The sequence below is a fragment of the Nocardiopsis metallicus genome (genome assembly GCF_014201115.1).
Classification (GTDB): domain Bacteria; phylum Actinomycetota; class Actinomycetes; order Streptosporangiales; family Streptosporangiaceae; genus Nocardiopsis; species Nocardiopsis metallicus.
This window is the reverse complement of record NZ_JACHDO010000001.1, coordinates 6,981,633-7,000,102: the sequence shown is the minus strand read 5'-3', so window position 1 is coordinate 7,000,102 and position 18,470 is coordinate 6,981,633. Positions and strand designations below refer to the sequence as shown.

Below are 18,470 nucleotides of genomic sequence, written 5' to 3'. Positions count from 1 at the left end.
ACTCGCGACGGTTAAACCGAACCGCCCGGAAGTGGCCGCCCCGCTTGCCCGCCCCGCACCCGTGCCTATAGTTCCTATGCGGGCTATGTCCCCCTCCCGCCCTGACGGCAAGGCCCCGGCGCGAACGGTAGAGGACGAGCATGGCCAATCCGCCAACCGAACCCGCGGACGGGGCGCTGCCCCCGGTACGGCAAAGACGCGCGGAGCTGGTACTGCTCCTCGCCGCGATCGGGGTGACCTTCGCGGCCCTGCTCTTCGCCTCGCTCTCCGTCACCGACGGGATCGACTCCCGGGTGATGGTCTACGGGCTCGCACTCGGTGCCGGGGCGCTCGGCCTGCACGTCCTGCTGCGGTTCGTCGCGCCCTACTCCGATCCCGTGCTCCTCCCGGCGGCCACGGCGCTGTCCGGCCTCGGGGTCACCATGATCTGGGCGCTGCAGATGACCCGCAACCTCGCCCCCGGAAGCGGCGAGGCCGACCGGCAGGTGCTGTGGGCCCTGGTCGGCATGGGCCTGTGCGCGGGCGCGGTGATCTTCATCCGGCAGCCGCGCCGTCTGACCATGTACACGTACCTGATCGCGCTGGTCGCGCTCATCCTGCTGCTGCTCCCGCTCTCACCGTTCGGGCACGAGGTGCTCGGCGCGCGACGGTGGATCATGATCGGCCCCTTCACCATGCAGCCCTCGGAGTTCGCGAAGGTGCTGTTGGTGGTCTTCCTCGCCTCCTACCTGGGGCGTCAGCGCGACGTGATGGCGCTGGTGACGCGGACCTTCAAGATCGGCCCGGTGAAGGTGTTCAGCGCGCCGCGGGCCCGCGACCTCGCGCCGATGGCCGTGGGCTGGGGCGTGGCGATCCTGCTGCTGGTGGGCACCCGGGACCTGGGGACCTCGCTGCTGCTGTTCGGCACGTTCCTGGCGGTGCTGTACGCGGCCACCGCCCGCAAGTCCTGGGTGCTGATCGGCCTGGTGGCCTTCTCCGCCGGGGCGTACGCGGCGTACCTGCTGTTCGGGCACGTGCAGAACCGGGTGCGGATCTGGCTGAACGCCTTCGACGAGGAGGTCTACCACAGCCCGGGCGGTAGCTTCCAGGTGGTGGAGGGCATGATCGCCCTGGCCTACGGCGGGCTGCTGGGGACCGGTTTCCACGGCGGCGAGGCACAGAACATCTTCGCCGCGGACAGCGACCTGATCCTGGTGTCGATCGGCGAGAAGCTGGGGCTGACCGGGCTGCTGGCGGTGCTGCTGTTGCTGTTCCTGTTCGCCCAGCGCGCCCTGCGGATCGCCCTGGGCTGCAAGGACGTGTTCCTCAAGCTGACGGCGTTCGGCTACGGGTTCCTCATCGCGTTCGACGTGTTCATCGTGCTGGGCGGCCTCACCCTGATCATCCCGCTCACCGGTATGACCACCCCGTTCCTGTCGGCGGGCGGGTCCGCGCTGATGGCCAACTGGCTGGTCGTGGGCCTGTTGCTGACCATCAGCGAGACCGCCCGCCGCCCTCAGGAGACGTTCAGCTCGGGGATGGCGCCCGGGGACCCCTCCACCGAGGTGATCAACGTGCGCGACCTGCCCCACGGCGTCCGGGACCGCCGCTGAACGCCGTGCGCCCCTAGATCGTCGATGGTGGTCCTGGAACTCCTGAGCCCATGCCGAGGGGGCTCTCCACCGCAGACCGAAACCCGACCGATGGCCTGTCCTGTGCTTGCGCGACCCTCTCATCCCCGGTGATCTTGCTACCAGGGGCGAGTTCGGCGCCGAACTCGCCCCTGGTAGCAAGATCATCTTCGGAGAGGGGACCGGAACCCTCTCGGCTTCCCTCCCCTGCGACCTCACATCCGGGACCTCAGCACGTCGACCTCACAGCCCGGCGCGAACGGGTCGAAGCCGTGATCGCTCAGCCAGCGGACGATCAACAGGCTCCGCAGGGACCACCACCCGTGGATCACGTCGAGGTCGATGTCGGTGCCGTAACCGGTGAGGAGGTCGTCGAGGCGCTCCTCGTGCCCGAGCGTGAAGGTGGCGAGGTCGTACAGGGGGTCGCCCCGGCCCGCCTCGGACCAGTCGATGATGCCCGTGACCTCGTCGCCTTCGAGGAAGACGTGCGCGATCTGCAGGTCGCCGTGCGTGAACGCCGGGGCCCACGGCCGGAGTGCGGCCTCGGCGACCCGGCGGTTGCGGGTGACCAGGTCAGCGGGTAGGAGGCCGCCGCGTACGAGCGCCGCGCACTCCTTGTCGAGTTGCGCTGCCAGCGCCACGGTGTTCCGGCCCGCCTGCCCGGTCCGGGGCGGTAGCGGCGCTTCGTGCAGCTTCCGGATGGCGGCGCCCGCCGCGGCCCACGCCGTCGGCGACCCGGTCGACGTCCCGCCGAGGCTCCCGAGCGTCGCCCCCGCGACCGCGGAGATGGCGAGCACGGGCGGCTTGCGCCACAGGACCCGCGGGGTCGGGACCGGCGCGAGGGAGATCGCCTCGACCTCGGCGTCGACGCGCGCCTGGTCGGTGTCCACCTTCAGGAACACGTCGCCGACGCGCAGGGTCGCGCGCTCGGAATGGGCGACGACGACCTCGATCTCATCCCCTGGCTCGTCCATAGGCGACCAGTATTCCGGGGGTGACCGCCCCTGTCACCGGGTTTACCGCGTACCGAGACGCCTACCGGGTTACGTGCGGTGTGGTCGGCCGGAGCTGGGACCACCCCGTCACGCTCTGAGCCGGGTCCGGTTGTCAGGTCGGCGGGTTGGTCACGGTCAGCACGTCTCGGCGGTGGCGACAGGTCGCCGTCCGGATACGTGCCGCGGAGGGGTCGGGCGGGTCGGGAACGTAGTCGTGGGTCCTGCCGGGTACGCAGCTGGGCATGTGGCCTCGCCGGGGAGGTGGCGCACCACCCGGGTGTGGGGCGGTGCGCCGTGGCCGCGTGAGCCGCGCGGCAGAGGGGTGGATCAGGGCCCCGACCCGACGGGGGTCCCCGGGGTCAGGAGGGTCGAGCGCCTCCCACAGCACGCGCTGAACCAGGGCGACGGGGTCGCCGGGGCCGGAGCGGCGGCGGATCTCGCTGAGCGAGTCGGCGGACGGGCGGCGGGGGGGTGCGCTTCGGTGATGACGTCGAGGAGGCCGGAGAGGACGATGTCGAATGCGCGCCCAGCAGAACAGCCCCGGACGTCGGTCCGGGGCTGTCCTTGTTTCATGGTCACTCGCCGGTCTTCGACCAGTACTCGCGCCACTGCTCCGCGCTGAGTTCGCGGGGCTCGCGGCCGTCCTTGCGTGCGGCTTCCTCCGACGCTCGAACTCGCTTGTCGAAGCGGCGGGCGGCCAGGCGGAGATCGGTCTCGGGGTCACGGCCCTGGTCGCGTTCGGCGGCGAGGGCGGCGAACAGCTCTCCGCCCTCGGCACCGTCGTCACCCACGAGATCAGCCGGGAAGCCGTTGCGGACCGCGCGCTTTTGCAGCTCGTAGGCGAGCAGCACAGCGGGCTGGGCGAAGGGCACTCCGTCGAGTACGGAAGTCTCCCCGCTCCCCCCGTTGGCCTTGGCCTTCTCCGCGCGCTCGGCCGCCTTGATGGCCTCCCAGTTGGACCACACCTCGTCGGTCCCCGACACGTCCACACCACCGAACACGTGCGGGTGGCGGCGGGTCATCTTGTCGATGATGGCGTCGGCGACGTCGTCCACGGTGAAACGGGCCGGGTCGCCCTCGGCGCGCTCGGCACCGATCGCGGCGTGGAAGACCACCTGCAGCAGGACATCCCCAAGCTCCTCGCGCAGCTGCGGGTAGTCACCGTCCTCGATGGTCTCCAGGGTCTCGTAGGACTCCTGGATCAGGTACTTGGCCAGGGACTCGTGGGTCTGCGAACTGTCCCAGGGGCACTGGCGGCGCAGGGTCTCCATCACCTCGACCAGCCGCAGCAGCCGGTGGCCGGGCACCGGCCGGTCGGACGGCGAGGGGGAGGGCGTCGGGGAGTTCGGGGATTCACTCATGCTCGGTCCTCACTCACGTGCTGGTCGGAGGGCAGCCAACCGCCCTCGCGCAGGGCCGCCATCACCACGGCCACCGACTCGGCGGGGTCGGTGCCCACGGTGTCCACCACCAGGTCGGCGTCGGTCGGCTCCTCGTAGGGGTCGGAGATACCCGTGAACTCCGGGATCTCCCCCGCGCGCGCCTTGGCGTACAGGCCCTTGCGGTCGCGGGCCTCGCACTCCTCCAGCGGCGTGGCCACGTGCACCAGGAAGAAGTCGCCGAACTCCTCCACCATGGCGCGGAACTCGGCCCGGCCCGCCGCGTAGGGCGCGATCGGCGCGCACACCGCCACCCCGCCGTGCCGGGTGATCTCCGAGGCCACGTAGCCGATACGGCGGATGTTGAGCTCGCGGTCCTCCCGGGAGAACGTCAGCCCCTTGGAGAGCATGCGGCGTACCAGGTCACCGTCGAGCAGGGTGACCGTGCGCCCGGATCTGCGGATGCCGTCGCACACCCCCCGGGCGATGGTGGACTTGCCCGAACCGGACAGCCCGGTGAACAGCAGCGTGAGACCGCGCTCGGTGCGCGCCGGGCGCAGCCGGGCCAGTTCGGCGCCGACCCGGGCCGGGGTGAACCAGGACGGCAGTTCACGGCCGTGCGCGAGCTCCGCCTCGACCTCGGCGTCGGTCAGCTCCGGCCGGGCCTCGCGCGGGTCCACGTGGGAGAAGGGCTTCCAGAGCGCCTCACCCTCGTCGTACTTCCAGGGCTCGGGGTCCAGGACGGTCAGCGGCGGCTTGAGCGCCATCACCCGCTCGGTCTCGGGCCCCCGCCCGCCGGCCTCGACCAGCAGGTGGGTGGCGCCGTAGGCGGCGGCGACGTGCCCGGCCAGGGCGGCGTCGCGTTCGGTCCAGGCACCGCCCAGCGGGCTCGCGGAGCGCGCCTCGGACCGGGGCAGGGTGATGACCGCGAAGGAGCTCCGCGGCGGCAGCAGCAGTTCGGCGGCCAGCACGGCGGCGGCCAGGCCCTCGTCGTGCAGGCCGGTGTCGAGGATGACCAGGACCTCGGCGCGTTCGCCGCCGCGGCCCAGCGCCTCGGCCTCGGCGCGGATCTGGTGCAGGGCCCGGTGGTGCAGGGGGCGGTCGGTGACCACGGCCAGCAGTGACCGGTCCGAGGAGGGTTCGAGCTCGCGCTGGGCGCGCACCTCGGCGGGGGTGGGGCGTAGCTCCCGCAGCACCCCGTAGGTGGGCGGGCGCAGCAGCGCGACGTCACCGGCCAGGTGGTGGCGGCTCCCCGTGTCCTCACCAGAGGACTCCCAGTGCTCGCGCACCGCCAGCTCAGCGAGCGGGGCACCCTCCAGGTCGGTGAGGGTGAGCCGCTCCTGACCCACCAGCTCCTCCGGCACCTCCAGGGTGACCGGAACCGGCCAGGGGCGACCGTCCGGCAGACGGCCCCCGCGAGCCACCGACTCCGCTTCCTCACGGGTCATGAACCCCGCCAGCGGGTAGGCACCGCTGAGGATGAGTTCCAGGTGGGCGAGCCCGTCCGGACCTGGGGCGAAGACCGGTGCGTCCGGTCGGCCGGTGTCCCCGACCGACCCGTTCCCCTGCCTGTGGGCTCTCACCACGCGTTTCCTCTCCTCGGACTGTTCACTGGAGCTCTACCAAGAAACGCGTCTAGCGTATGCCCGAACGGGTTCCCCACTCCGCCCTGCGTCTCCTGGTTCGGAATAGCTCCAGCTCAGAGCGGGTTTTCATGAACGTGACCCGCCCTGTTCCCCCGGGGTCGGGGCCCGGACGGACCAGCGGCGGACCCGAACCGCCGACCCCCGGACCCGGCCCGCGCGTGAGGGCGGGACTGGATAAGCTGAGGGGAGCCGGGTGGCCACGCCGATCCAGACACGGCCGCCCACACCGACACCGCTCACGTACGGACCGTCCCCAGCGACCCGCGGGACGGCGGCACCCGTGCCCGCCGCACGCACGCGGGTGTCGGAGTCAGGGCAGGCCGCGGAGGGGATCGCGGCCACGACGGCCTTCGCCACCGCACAGACCCGCAGGGCGCAAACCAACCGCAGGACGCGACGCCTGATCCGGACCACTTCCATCACTGGTGCTATGAGCCTCATTGGACTTCTCGCCGACGTCTCCACGGACCCGGCACTGCACAGCGCGATCGAGACCGCCCGAAGCGGCCGCGATCCCCATCTCGACCTCGTCGCCCCGGCGGCGCTGCGACCCTTCATGGTGGGGGCGCTGGCCGCCGACGCCCCCGTGGGCGCGCACCGGCCGGTCCTCGCCGTCACCGCCACCGAGCGGGAGGCCGCGGACCTGACCGACGCGCTCGGCTCACTGCTGCCCGAGGACTCGGTCGCGCTCTTCCCCGCCTGGGAGACGCTTCCGCACGAACGCCTCTCCCCGCGCTCGGACACGGTCGGCCAACGCCTGGCGGTGCTGCGCAGGCTGGCGCACCCGGACCCCGCCGACCCGCTCACCACCCCCCTGCGCGTGGTGGTGGCCCCGGTCCGCAGCGTCCTGCAACCGCTGGTCGCCGGGCTCGGAGACCTGGAGCCGGTGCGGATCCGCCCCGGTGACGAGGTGGAGTTGGAGGCGGTGGTCAGCGCCCTGGCCAACACCGGCTACGCCCGCGTGGACCTGGTGGAGAAGCGCGGCGACATGGCCGTGCGCGGCGGCATCCTGGACGTCTTCCCACCCACCGAGGAGCACCCGCTCCGGTTGGAGTTCTGGGGCGACACCGTCGAGGACATCCGTTACTTCCAGGTCGCCGACCAGCGCTCCATCTCCCCCGCCGAGGGCGGCGACGGCGCCGACGCGCGCACCAGCGCCGCTTCGGGGCTGTTCGCACCGCCGTGCCGGGAGCTGCTACTCACCGAGACCGTGCGCGAGCGCGCCCGAGCCCTGGCCGACGAGCACCCCTCGCTGGCCGAGGTGCTCAACAAGATCGCCGACGGCGTGTCCGTGGAGGGCATGGAGGCGTTCGCCCCGGTGCTCGCCGAGAGCATGGAGCCGTTCCTCAACTACCTGCCCTCGAACGCCATGGTGCTGGGCTGCGACCCCGAGCGCATCCGCACCCGCGCCGTGGAACTGGAGGCCACCAGCGCCGAGTTCCTGGACGCGTCCTGGATCAACGCCGCCTCGGGCGGTGAGGCCCCCATCGACCTGGGCGAGTCCGCCTACATGTCCATCGCCGAGCTGCGGACGATCGCCACCGACCTGGGCCTGCCCTGGTGGGGGCTGACCCCGTTCAGCGCCGGCGAGGGCGCCGCGGACAAGGCCGCGGGAGAGGAGGACGACGCCATCGTGGTGGGCGCGGTGCCCGCCGACTCCTACCGCGGCGACACCGAGCGCGCCCTGGCCGACGTCAAGGGCTGGCTGCACGACAACTGGAGCGTCGTGCTGGTCACCCAGGGGCACGGGCCCGCCGAGCGCCTGGTGGCGATGCTCAGGGACGCCGGGCTGGGCGCCACACTCAGCGCCGACCTCGCCGAACCGCCCAAGGAGGCGATCGCGACCGTCACCACCGGGCTGGTCGACCACGGCTTCCTGCTGCGGTCGGTGCGGACGGTGGTACTCACCGAGACCGACCTGGTCGGGCAGAAGTCCTCCACCCGGGACATGCGCCGCATGCCCAGCCGCCGCAAGGGCACGGTCGACCCGCTCCAGCTCAAGCCGGGCGACTACGTCGTGCACGAACAGCACGGCGTGGGCCGCTACCTGGAGATGGTCAGCCGCCAGATCCACGGCGCCACCCGCGAGTACCTGCTCATCGAGTACGCGCCGTCCAAGCGCGGCCAGCCCGGCGACCGCCTGTTCGTGCCCACCGAGCAGCTCAGCGAGGTCACCCGGTACGTGGGCGGCGAGGCGCCGACGCTGTCCAAGATGGGCGGCGCCGAATGGAGCAAGGCCAAGAGCCGCGCCCGCAAGGTCGTCCGCGAGATCGCCGGCGACCTGATCCGCCTGTACTCGGCGCGCCAGGCCTCCCCGGGGCACGCCTTCGGCGCGGACACCCCCTGGCAGCACGAGCTGGAGGACGCCTTCCCGTACGTGGAGACGCCCGACCAGCTGGCCGCCATCGACGAGGTCAAGAAGGACATGTCCAAGTCGGTCCCGATGGACCGGCTGATCTGCGGCGACGTGGGTTACGGCAAGACCGAGGTAGCGGTGCGCGCCGCGTTCAAGGCGGTGCAGGACGGCAAACAGGTGGCGCTGCTCGTGCCCACCACCCTGCTGGTCCAGCAGCACCTGTCCACCTTCTCCGAGCGCTACGCGTCCTTCCCGGTCACGGTCAAGCCGATGTCGCGGTTCCAGACCGACGGCGAGGTCGAGGCGACCCGCGAGGGGCTGCGCAGCGGCGAGGTCGACGTGGTCATCGGCACGCACCGGCTGCTGTCCCAGGAGACCCGGTTCAAGGACCTGGGCCTGGTCATCATCGACGAGGAGCAGCGCTTCGGCGTCGAGCACAAGGAAGCCCTGAAGCGGCTGCGCACCCAGGTGGACGTGCTGGCGATGTCGGCCACGCCCATCCCGCGCACCCTGGAGATGGGTCTGACGGGCATCCGCGAGATGACCACCATCCTCACCCCGCCGGAGGAGCGCCACCCGGTGCTCACCTTCGTGGGGCCCTACGAGGACAAGCAGATCACCGCGGCGATCCGGCGCGAGCTGATGCGCGAGGGACAGGTGTTCTTCGTGCACAACCGGGTGGCGTCCATCGACAAGGTGGCCGCTAACATCAAGCGCCTGGTCCCCGAGGCCCGGGTGGCGTACGCGCACGGCCAGATGAACGAGCAGCAGCTCGAGAAGGTCATGGTCGACTTCTGGGAGAAGAACTTCGACGTGCTGGTCTCCACGACCATCGTCGAGTCCGGCCTGGACGTGCCCAACGCCAACACGCTGATCATCGACCGCGCCGACACCTACGGGCTGTCCCAGCTGCACCAGCTGCGCGGCCGGGTGGGCCGCGGCCGCGACCGTGCCTACGCGTACTTCCTGTACCCGCCGGAGCGGCCGCTGACCGAGACCGCCTACGAACGCCTGGCGACGGTGGCCCAGCACACCGAGACCGGCGCGGGCATGTACGTGGCCATGAAGGACCTGGAGATCCGCGGCGCGGGCAACATCCTGGGCGCGGAGCAGTCCGGGACCATCGCGGGCGTGGGCTTCGACCTGTACGTGCGCATGGTCGGCGAGGCCGTGGCCGAGCTCAAGGGCGACCCGGAGGCGGTCGCGGAGGTCGAGACCAAGGTCGAGCTGCCGATCAACGCGCACATCCCGCACGACTACGTGCCGGGCGAGCGGCTGCGGCTGCAGTCCTACAAGCGGATCGCCAGCGTCACCAGCGAGGCGGACATCCTGGCAGCCTACGAGGAGCTCACCGACCGCTACGGCGCCCCGCCGCAGCCGGTGGACAACCTCATGGCGGTGGCCCGCTTCCGGGTCCTGGCCAAGTCCGCGGGGCTGGCGGACGTGGTCATGCAGGGCAACCAGATCCGGTTCTCACCGGTGGAGCTGCGCGAGTCCCAGGAGCTGCGACTGCGGCGGATGTACCCCAAGTCCATCCGCAAGGAGGCCACCAAGACCCTCCTGGTCCCGGTCCCCAAGGCCGGTGGGATGGGCGGCAAGCCGCTGCGCGACCTGGACCTGCTCAAGTGGTGCACGGACCTGGTGAACAACATCTTCGAACCGGACAAGCGCAAGGTCCAGCCGAAGGGCGAGTAGCCGGCGGAGAGCAGGCAAGGGACGAGGCACACGGAGGGCACGGTCTCACGGCCGTGCCCTGCGGCGTCAGTCACACCTCGGTCGCCTCCAGCAGCACGCCCAGGTCCGCGCGAACCCGTTCGTCCGTTCTGATGGTCGAGTCAGCTGCGCTGGTCGATCTCGTCCGGGGATGCCTCGTAGGTGATGCCGTACATCTCCTCCTCGGACTCCTCGTCCGTGCTCCCCCGGCGCCACCAGCCGCCCTCGGCGCGTTTGGCCGCGCGGCGCTGCTCCCGCAGTTCGCGGCGGGCCTCCTTACGGGCCTCGCGCTCGGTCGCGCGGTCCCGCCTGCGCGCCTCGCGGGCCCGCCGCACCTCGACACGGCGTTGGACGATGGCCTGTTCCGGCGTCGGCTCCTCGGTCTCCTCGGCGGCCACTTCGGCGCTCTCCTCCTCGCGGGGGCGCAGCGCCGTGACCGTGGCCAGGCCCTTGCCCACCGGGACGTCGTCGGGCAGCTCCACCACCGGCGGCGCGGGTTCGGGGCGCTTGCGCCGCTTGGCCTCCTCGGCCGCCTCCCGCTGGGCGGCCACCTCCCGGGTCAGCTTGCGCGTGTACCACCAGTTCGCGATCCACGCCGCCACCGCCGCGGCCACACCCACCTCCAGAGCGGCCACCAGGCCGACCTGCCAGGCGGAGGGCCCCACCTCGCTCAGCCGCTGCGCCCCCAGCGATCCGCCCGCAGTCCCGGCCAGGGCCGCGCACAGCATCCCCGTGGTCACCCCGCACACGAACCCCCACAACGGCGCGGCCTCGCTCACGACGTCCGGCGCGCTGCGCTGGGTCAGCACGCCGCCGACCGCACCCGCCACGAACGGCACCACCAGCGCCGCCAGGGACAGCACCGGGGCGGCGCCGTTGGCGGGCAGCGCCGCCAGCATCGGCATCGCGGGCAGCGCTCCCACCGAAACCCCGGTCGGCGCGACCACCGTCGCCTCGCCCATCGCGAAACCCGGACCGAGCGCGTAGCAGACCGCGAAGACCACAGCGTTCGGCAGGTACGCCAGCTGCACGATCATCAGGAGGGTCCCGCCGACCACCCCAGGCGCGAGCGAGCGCGTGATCTCCACCGCCTCGGGCAGGTTCACGGCCAACGCCACCAGGAAGAGGAGGAGTCCGCCGACCAGCAGGGCGCCCGTGGACGCGAGCATGCCCACCAGCAGCGACCTCGACCGCGCGGGCATGAGGTCGAGCAGGTCGCCGGTGGCCACGCCCTTGTCCTTCATGAGCTGGCGGAGCACGCCCAGCCCTCCCGCGAGGAACGCGATCACGAAACCCATCAGGAGCGCGCGCGGCATGCTCGGAACGACCTCGTCGGTCTGCGCCAACAGCGCGAGCGTGCCCGCCACCGCCGCGTAGGGACCGGCGATCGCCAACGCCGCCCGGTACACGTGCCGCAGCCGCCCGATCTCGCAGCTGCGCGCCAGCCAGCGCCCGAACCGGTACAGCAGCATCCCGGGCAGCAGCACCAGGCCCATGGGCAGCAGGCTCATCTGCCCTTCGGCGAGGGTGAAGGAGACGTGGTGGCCCACCAGCCAGGCCAGGACGGCACCGCGCAGGAGGTCGACGATGTCCTCGCTGAAGGTGTCGTGCGGGGCCGCGACCCAGCCGACCATGGTGAGGGTGACGATCACCGCCAGCCCGATACCGGCGGCGGAGGCGGCGGCGATCCCGCCCGTGGAGTAGATCGGGCGGATGGGCGCCTCCCGCGCGGACGCGGCGGACACGCCCCCGGAACCGGCGCCGGTGGTGGTCTTGGACCGCTTCGACTGTCGGCCTCGGTCGGGGGGAGATCCTGGCGTACTCACCCGACTTATGGTGCCAGGGGCCGGAATGCTCCGTGGTATCCCGGCCGCGCGTGTCGTGTCCGCATCGCCGCTGTGGAACGGGGAACAAACGAGATACGTCGTAAGATGTGGACCCGGTCACCCCCTCTACGAAGGACGCCTGATGGCAGAGCCCGACCCCGACCGCCGCTACCGGCTCTCCGACACCGAACGCGACGAAGCGCTCGGGAACCTGCGGGTGGCGTTCGAAGAGGGGCGGTTGGACACGCAGGAGCACGAGCGGCGCATGGACGCAGCGCTCCGGGCGGTCAACAACACCGACCTGCTCCCGCTCTTCGAGGACCTGCCGCGCAGGCTGGCCCCCAGCGCCGTCACCGGCCCCGAACCGGTCGGCCCCGCGCCCGCCGTCCCCGAGACCCGCGCAGGCGAGGGTTCGGGCGCCGCCGAAGCCAGGGCCGGCTCGGATGAGGTGGACTGGCGTGAGGAGTACCGGCGTGACGTGACCCGGGGCGAGCGCGGCAACGGGGCGAACATCGCCGGGCTCGCCGGGTGGGGCGGGTTCCTCCTGCTGATCTGGGGCACGCCCGCCTTCATGAGCGGCAGCGTCTCCGCCATCACGATCTTCCTGGGGTTCTTCTGCCTGCTGGTGCTCGGGCCGCTCACCGGGCAGCTGATCGCCCAGCGCAACCGGCGGCTGCGCGGCAACCCGCCCGAGCAGCTCGGCGGCGGCTGACCCGAAAAGCGGCCCACGCACGAACGGCTCCGCCCCACCGACCGGGAACCCGGTGGCGGGGCGGAGCCGTTCTGAACGAAAGCCCTGCGGGGCGCAGTCCCTCTAGAAGAGGTCGCGCACCAGCTGAGCGGTCTCGCTCGGGGTCTTGCCGACCTTGACGCCAACGGCCTCGAGGGCCTCCTTCTTGGCGGCGGCCGTGCCGGAGGAACCGGAGACGATGGCGCCGGCGTGGCCCATGGTCTTGCCCTCCGGGGCGGTGAAGCCCGCGACGTAGCCGACGACCGGCTTGGTCACGTTGTCCTTGATGAAGTCAGCGGCGCGCTCCTCGGCGTCGCCACCGATCTCACCGATCATCACGATCACGTCGGTGTCCGGGTCGGCCTCGAAGGCCGCCAGGGCGTCGATGTGCGTGGTGCCGATGATCGGGTCGCCACCGATGCCGACGGCGGACGAGAAGCCGATGTCGCGCAGCTCGTACATCATCTGGTAGGTGAGCGTGCCCGACTTCGAGACCAGACCGATGCGGCCCGGCTTGGCGATGTCGGCCGGGATGATGCCGGCGTTGGACTGGCCCGGGGTGATGAGACCGGGGCAGTTCGGGCCGACGATCCGGGTCTTGTTGCCCTTGGAACCGGCGTAGGCCCAGAAGGCGGCGGTGTCGTGGACCGGGATGCCCTCGGTGATCACGACGGCCAGACCGATCTCGGCGTCGATCGCCTCGATGACGGCGTCCTTCGAGAACTTCGGCGGAACGAAGATCACGGTGACGTCGGCGCCGGTGGCGGCCATGCCCTCGGCGACGGAGCCGAAGACGGGCACCTCGGTGCCGTCGAAGTCGACGCTCTGCCCGGCCTTGCGCGGGTTCACGCCACCAACGATGTTGGTGCCGGACGCGAGCATACGGCGGGTGTGCTTGGTGCCCTCAGAGCCGGTCATGCCCTGGACGAGCACCTTGCTGTCCTTGTTAAGGAAGATAGCCATGGTGTGTTCCGTCCCCTACTTCGCCGCGAGCTCGGCGGCCCGAGAGGCGGCGCCGTCCATCGTGTCGACTCGACTCACGGCCGGGTGGGCGCGCTCGTCGAGGATCTGGCGGCCCAGTTCGGCGTTGTTGCCGTCCAGGCGCACAACCAGCGGCTTGCTGACGTCGTCGCCGCGCTTCTCCAGAAGCTCCAGCGCCTGCACGATGCCGTTGGCAACCGCGTCGCAGGCGGTGATACCGCCGAAGACGTTGACGAACACGCTCTTGACGGCGGGGTCGCCCAGGATGATCTCCAGGCCGTTCGCCATCACCTCGGCGGAGGCACCGCCACCGATGTCGAGGAAGTTGGCGGGCTTGACACCGCCGTGGTTCTCACCGGCGTAGGCGACCACGTCCAGGGTCGACATGACCAGACCGGCACCGTTACCGATGATGCCGACCTCGCCGTCGAGCTTGACGTAGTTGAGGCCCTTGGCCTTGGCGGCGACCTCGAGCGGGTCACCCTCCTCGGCGAAGGTCAGGCTCTCCAGGTCCTGGCGGAACTCGGCGTTCTCGTCCAGGGTCACCTTGCCGTCGAGGGCGACGACCCGGCCGTCCTTGGTCAGGATGAGCGGGTTCACCTCCACGAGGGTGGCGTCCTTGCCGACGAAGGCGTCCCACAGCTTGGAGACGATCTCCGTGGCACCCGCGACAGCGGCCTCGGGCAGGTTGCCCGCCTTGACGATCTCCGCGGCGACCTCGGCCGGAGCGCCCTTCAGGGCGTCGATCGAGATCTTGGCGACGGCGTCGGGGTTGGTCTCGGCGACCTCCTCGATCTCCACGCCGCCCTCTTTGGAGCAGATGGAGAGGAAGTCACGGTTGGCGCGGTCGAGCAGGAAGGAGAAGTAGTACTCCTCGGCGATGTCACTCGCCTCTTCGACCAGGACACGGTGGACCGTGTGGCCCTTGATGTCCATGCCGAGGATCTGCTCGGCCTTGGCCTGGGCGTCCTCGGGGCCCTCGGCGACCTTAACGCCACCGGCCTTACCGCGACCACCGGTCTTGACCTGGGCCTTCACGACGACGCGGGGCTTGCCCGCGGCGGCGAACTCATCAGCGATGGCACGGGCCTCAGAGGCCGTGCTCGCCACCTTCCCCTGGGGTACGGGAACCCCGTACTCTGCGAAGAGTTGCTTCGCCTGGTATTCGAACAGGTCCACGAGGGTCCGTCCTTGTAACTCGCTGGCTCAGTGTGTACCGGGGTGGCGTGTCCGGATCGGCGGTGACTCACCTGATAGGTGTCACACGACGCATACCCCGGTGGGGCTGAGCCGCCTACAGAGATCGAGATCGCCGCGGCCTTGCCACCCGCGACATGCGCAAAGCTTAGTCGCCTGAGATCTGGCCGCCGGACACCAGGGTCGCGTTGGCCGTGTGTTCCCTGCCCCAAAAGCCGCTCACGCGGCGCTGGGCCGCGCACACGTGGGAAAATATGTGACCAGTGCCACGGCGGATAACACCGATCCGGTGCCATTCGACCCCACTTCGGACTTCTGCCGAGGTGCGACGAACGTCACGATGTGGACCGAGCGTCGGTCAGGCCGCGTGTGCGGGCCGGATGTTCTCGCTGACCCACTCCGCGATCTCCGCGGTCGGCGCCCCCGGGGTGAAGACCCGCGCCACGCCCATCGCCTCCAGCTCCGCGATGTCGGAGTCGGGGATGATGCCCCCGCCGAACACCCGGATGTCGGTGGCGTCGTTCTCGCGCAGCAGCTCCATGACCCGCCCGAACATGGTCATGTGGGCGCCCGAGAGCACCGACAGGCCGATGGCGTCGGCGTCCTCCTGGAGCGCTGCGGCGACGATCATCTCCGGGGTCTGGCGCAGACCGGTGTAGATAACCTCCACTCCGGCATCACGCAGGACCCGGGCGACGATCTTGACGCCCCGGTCGTGCCCGTCCAGCCCCGGCTTCGCGACGATGACGCGCGCGGCGGTCTCGGCCATGGCCTACCCCTTAACTACGTCCCCCGCGGACACCCGACACCCCTTGTGAGGGCTTCCCCGGACGCCTCGGAGGGAGATGATGAACTCGAGTGAAGAGTAACGCAGGTCACTCAGTGATGCGGGGCACGGGGGCGGGTATCTTCCGAGCATGGACGACCACGTCACCGGATTCGAGCAGACCAGCACCGAAGACCTGCGAGAGCGCGCCGTGGAGCTGGCACGGCGGCGATGGGACGTACGTTTCTTCTGGCGGCTGCTGGGGCTGATCCCGGCGGCCGAGGCCGTCGCGGGCAACAAGGAGGCCAGCGAAGCCAGCGTCGCCCAGGCGTCCTCCTTCCTCTACGAGGCGCTCTCCGCCGAGAGCGACCCCGGCGTCCAGGAGGCGCTACGCCCCGTCTACATCGAGTACCTCAGTGAGCACGGAGAGGACGCCGGGAGCGAAAGCACGGGGAGCAGGAGCGCGCCCGAGGGCGAGGAAGCTCCGGAAGGCAAGGACTGACCCCGGCGAGGTCCATGTCCGAAAACCGCCAGCACCGGATCCCCCGCATCGATGACCATGGTGGTTGTGATGGACGACGAGCAGCGCTACCGCGCGGTACACAGCAGGGACTCCCGCTTCGACGGGGTCTTCTACACCGCCGTGCGCACCACCGGCATCTACTGCCGGCCCAGCTGTCCCGCGGTGACCCCTCGCCGGGAGAACGTGTGCTTCTACCGGACCGCCGCCGCAGCGCAGGAATCGGGGTTCCGCGCGTGTAAACGGTGTCGCCCGGACACCGTTCCCGGATCACCCGAATGGAACGTGCGGGCCGACGTGGTCGGCCGTGCCATCCGGTTGATCCACGACGGAGCCGTCGACCGGGGCGGGGTGGGAGCGGTCGCCGACGCCCTCGGCTACAGCGAACGCCAGCTGAACCGCCTGCTCTCGGCCGAGGTGGGCGCCGGTCCGCTGGCCCTGGCCCGAACCGAGCGGGCGCACACCGCCCGCGTCCTGGTGGAGACCACGGACATGCCGATGGCCGACGCCGCCTTCGCCTCCGGGTTCGCGAGTGTGCGGCAGTTCAACGAGACCATGCGCTCGGTGTTCGACCGCTCGCCGTCACAGATGCGCGCGGCGGCGGGGCGGCGCGGATCGGTACCCGCTCCCCCGGGTGCGGTGGCGCTGCGACTGCCCTACCGGGGGCGGATCGACCTGACCGGGATGCTCTCCTTCCTCGGCGACCGCGCGGTCCCGGGGGTGGAGGAGTACAAGGGCGGGGTGTACCGGCGAACGCTGCGGCTGCCGAACGGACCCGCTGTCGTGGAGCTCTCCGGGGTGGAGGGGCACGTGCTGTGCCGGTTGTGGTTGTCCGAGCCGCGTGACCTGGCCAGCGCGGTGCGGCGCTGCCGGAGCCTACTGGACCTGGACGCCGACCCGCAGGCCGTGGCCGAGGTACTGGGGCAGGACCCCGTACTCGGCCCCGTCCTCCGACAGCGCCCCGGGGTTCGCGCCCCCGGTCACGTGGACCCGGCCGAACTCGCGGTCCGAGCCGTTCTCGGTCAACAGGTCTCAGTGCGGGCCGCGCGTACTCTGGCGGGACGTCTGGTGAGCCGGTTCGGGAAGCCACTGGCCGTCCCCGACGGCGGACTCACCCACACCTTCCCCTCGCCGGGGGCCCTGGCCGCCGCCGACCCGGCTGAACTGTCCGTCCCCGTCGCACGGGGGCGGGCGCTGATCAACGTGGCGGACGCGATCGCCTCAGGCCAGGTAGACCTGGGTCCGGGCTGCGACCGGGACGAAGCGGAGCGACGCCTGGTGGAACTGCCCGGGATCGGCCCGTGGACCGCCGGATACGTTCGGATGCGCGGACTCGGGGACCCGGACGTCTTCCTGTCCACCGACCTGGGGGTGCGCCAGGCTTTGGAGCGTGCGGGCCTGACGGCGACCCCGGCCGCAGCGGCCAGGGAGGCCAAGGAGTGGAGCCCCTGGCGCTCGTACGCCACCCACCTGCTGTGGGCCTCGCTCGACACGACGACAGCGCCGAGAGGGATCGAATGAACACCGAACAGGACGTACTTCCGCTGGACCTGCCCCAGGAGCCGACCGCCCCGCCACGGGAGACAGCGGTGCGCTTCCGCGAACCGCTGCCGGGCCCGACTTACTACACGACAATGGGTTCGCCGTTGGGCGAGCTGACGCTGTACGGTGACGGAGAGGCCCTGGGCGGGGTGCTGACCCCGCCCAAGGAGGGCGTCAGCAGGGCGGTCCCGGAGAACTGGGTGGCCGACGCGAAACCGTTCACGGAGGTGGAGCGGCAGCTGACCGCGTACTTCGCGGGTGAGCTCAAGGAGTTCGATCTTCCGCTGGCCCCGGCCGGGACCGCCTGGCAGCTGCGGGTGTGGCGGGCGCTGACCACCATCCCGTACGGGGAGACCGCCGGTTACGGCCAGCTCGCCGAAGAACTGGGGCGGCCGACGGCCTCCCGGGCGGTCGGCATGGCCAACGGGAGGAACCCGATCAGCATCATCGTCCCCTGCCACCGCGTCATCGGCGCCAACGGAAGCCTGACGGGTTACGCGGGCGGGCTGGAACGCAAGCAGTACCTGCTGGGCCTGGAACAGAGCAGGACCATGGAACGCAGAGCCTAAAACCGGACAACCCGCCCCTCCTCTTCCGTGATCTTGCTACCAGGAGCGAGTTGGGCGCCCTCGACTTTCGTGGTTTTCGAAGTTTTGTCAGGTTGTGTTGCCTAATGACCGTTATGTCTGGTGGCTCTCGATGAAGTGCCCTGGCTCCGTGGGGCTCACGGACCAGGGGGCGCGCAGGCTCTAGACACGGCATCCGTCCAGGCCAGTTGGGCTGCTATGCCCACGTTTGCCAGTGGTCGAACGCTCATGTCGCCTTCGGATACATCAATACCGGCGAAATAGGCAGAGCGGCAGATAAAGGACATAAGTTCCCATAATTCCAGAAAGCGCGAAAGTCGAGGGCGCCCAACTCGCTCCTGGTAGCAAGATCACGGAGAACCTGACGGGTAACAACCCCCACTGTTCACATGTTCACAAACCCCCACAACAAAAAAGGAGGAGGCCCGCTCCGAAGAACGAACCCCCTCCCCTCAAGAAAAACCGTGGCAGCGACCTACTCTCCCACCCCATCACAGAGCAGTACCATCAGCGCAAGGAGACTTAACGACCGGGTTCGGAATGAGACCGGGTGTGACCCTCCTGCTAAAACCACCACGGAAACCAACAACCACCATGACTCAACCCCGAAAGGGAATCACGA

At 70.6% G+C, this 18,470-nt stretch carries 13 protein-coding genes and 1 rRNA gene; 6 read left to right on the top strand and 8 right to left on the bottom strand.

The genetic code is table 11. From position 1 onward, the window contains the following. The first annotated feature begins 140 nt into the window (after positions 1–140). The gene (locus HNR07_RS30885; RefSeq protein ID WP_184369563.1) at positions 141–1,592 is read left to right on the top strand and encodes an FtsW/RodA/SpoVE family cell cycle protein; all 1,452 of its coding nucleotides are present in this window, start codon (positions 141–143) and stop codon (positions 1,590–1,592) included. 233 nt (positions 1,593–1,825) lie between these two features. Here the strand turns inward: HNR07_RS30885 and HNR07_RS30880 are convergent, their stop codons facing one another. The 3 genes from HNR07_RS30880 to cysC all read right to left on the bottom strand — a co-directional run bounded on the left by HNR07_RS30880 (position 1,826) and on the right by cysC (position 5,570). Beyond that, entirely contained in the window at positions 1,826–2,584 is a 759-nt protein-coding gene (locus HNR07_RS30880) for a phosphotransferase family protein (RefSeq protein ID WP_184369560.1), read from the bottom strand. A 596-nt stretch (positions 2,585–3,180) separates the two neighbouring features. Next, positions 3,181–3,966 carry a MazG family protein gene (locus HNR07_RS30875; protein WP_184369557.1) on the bottom strand — a complete coding sequence of 262 codons (786 nt, stop codon included), beginning with the start codon at positions 3,964–3,966 and terminating at the stop codon, positions 3,181–3,183. Next, complete coding sequence (gene cysC / locus HNR07_RS30870) at positions 3,963–5,570, bottom strand: adenylyl-sulfate kinase (RefSeq protein ID WP_184369555.1); 1,608 nt, start codon at positions 5,568–5,570, stop codon at positions 3,963–3,965. The genes HNR07_RS30875 and cysC overlap by 4 nt, the downstream gene beginning before the upstream one ends. A 490-nt stretch (positions 5,571–6,060) precedes the next feature. On the opposite strand from cysC, the gene mfd reads away from it, so the two are divergent. Further along, the gene (gene mfd / locus HNR07_RS30865) at positions 6,061–9,681 is read left to right on the top strand and encodes a transcription-repair coupling factor (protein WP_184369552.1); all 3,621 of its coding nucleotides are present in this window, start codon (positions 6,061–6,063) and stop codon (positions 9,679–9,681) included. A 140-nt stretch (positions 9,682–9,821) separates the two neighbouring features. On the opposite strand, the gene HNR07_RS30860 is transcribed toward mfd, so the two are convergent. Beyond that, positions 9,822–11,444 carry a cell division protein PerM gene (locus HNR07_RS30860; RefSeq protein ID WP_184372947.1) on the bottom strand — a complete coding sequence of 541 codons (1,623 nt, stop codon included), beginning with the start codon at positions 11,442–11,444 and terminating at the stop codon, positions 9,822–9,824. A 223-nt stretch (positions 11,445–11,667) separates the two neighbouring features. Here HNR07_RS30860 and HNR07_RS30855 point away from each other — a divergent pair, with 223 nt between their 5' ends. After that, entirely contained in the window at positions 11,668–12,237 is a 570-nt protein-coding gene (locus tag HNR07_RS30855) for a DUF1707 SHOCT-like domain-containing protein (RefSeq protein WP_184369549.1), read from the top strand. Positions 12,238–12,339: 102 nt separating this feature from the next. Here the strand turns inward: HNR07_RS30855 and sucD are convergent, their stop codons facing one another. The 3 genes from sucD to HNR07_RS30840 all read right to left on the bottom strand — a co-directional run bounded on the left by sucD (position 12,340) and on the right by HNR07_RS30840 (position 15,202). Next, positions 12,340–13,218 (bottom strand): succinate--CoA ligase subunit alpha, encoded by an 879-nt coding sequence (gene sucD / locus HNR07_RS30850; protein WP_184369547.1) that lies wholly within the window; start codon positions 13,216–13,218, stop codon positions 12,340–12,342. Between the two features lie 15 nt (positions 13,219–13,233). Beyond that, positions 13,234–14,415 (bottom strand): ADP-forming succinate--CoA ligase subunit beta, encoded by a 1,182-nt coding sequence (gene sucC / locus HNR07_RS30845; RefSeq protein WP_184369544.1) that lies wholly within the window; start codon positions 14,413–14,415, stop codon positions 13,234–13,236. A 376-nt stretch (positions 14,416–14,791) separates the two neighbouring features. Continuing rightward, entirely contained in the window at positions 14,792–15,202 is a 411-nt protein-coding gene (locus HNR07_RS30840; RefSeq protein ID WP_184369541.1) for a cobalamin B12-binding domain-containing protein, read from the bottom strand. 148 nt (positions 15,203–15,350) lie between these two features. Between HNR07_RS30840 and HNR07_RS30835 the strand changes: the two genes are divergently transcribed. The 3 genes from HNR07_RS30835 to HNR07_RS30825 all read left to right on the top strand — a co-directional run bounded on the left by HNR07_RS30835 (position 15,351) and on the right by HNR07_RS30825 (position 17,830). Next, positions 15,351–15,701, top strand: coding sequence for a hypothetical protein (locus tag HNR07_RS30835; RefSeq protein ID WP_184369539.1), 351 nt, complete (start codon positions 15,351–15,353; stop codon positions 15,699–15,701). Between the two features lie 69 nt (positions 15,702–15,770). Continuing rightward, positions 15,771–17,240: an AlkA N-terminal domain-containing protein gene (locus HNR07_RS30830; protein ID WP_376769983.1), complete on the top strand. Its 1,470-nt coding sequence runs from the start codon at positions 15,771–15,773 to the stop codon at positions 17,238–17,240. Further along, the gene (locus tag HNR07_RS30825; protein ID WP_281387214.1) at positions 17,237–17,830 is read left to right on the top strand and encodes a methylated-DNA--[protein]-cysteine S-methyltransferase; all 594 of its coding nucleotides are present in this window, start codon (positions 17,237–17,239) and stop codon (positions 17,828–17,830) included. Before HNR07_RS30830 ends, HNR07_RS30825 begins: the two co-directional genes overlap by 4 nt. A gap of 480 nt (positions 17,831–18,310) precedes the next feature. Here HNR07_RS30825 and rrf read toward each other — a convergent pair. After that, a 5S ribosomal RNA gene (rrf, locus tag HNR07_RS30820) occupies positions 18,311–18,426 on the bottom strand. Between the last annotated feature and the right edge of the window lie 44 nt (positions 18,427–18,470).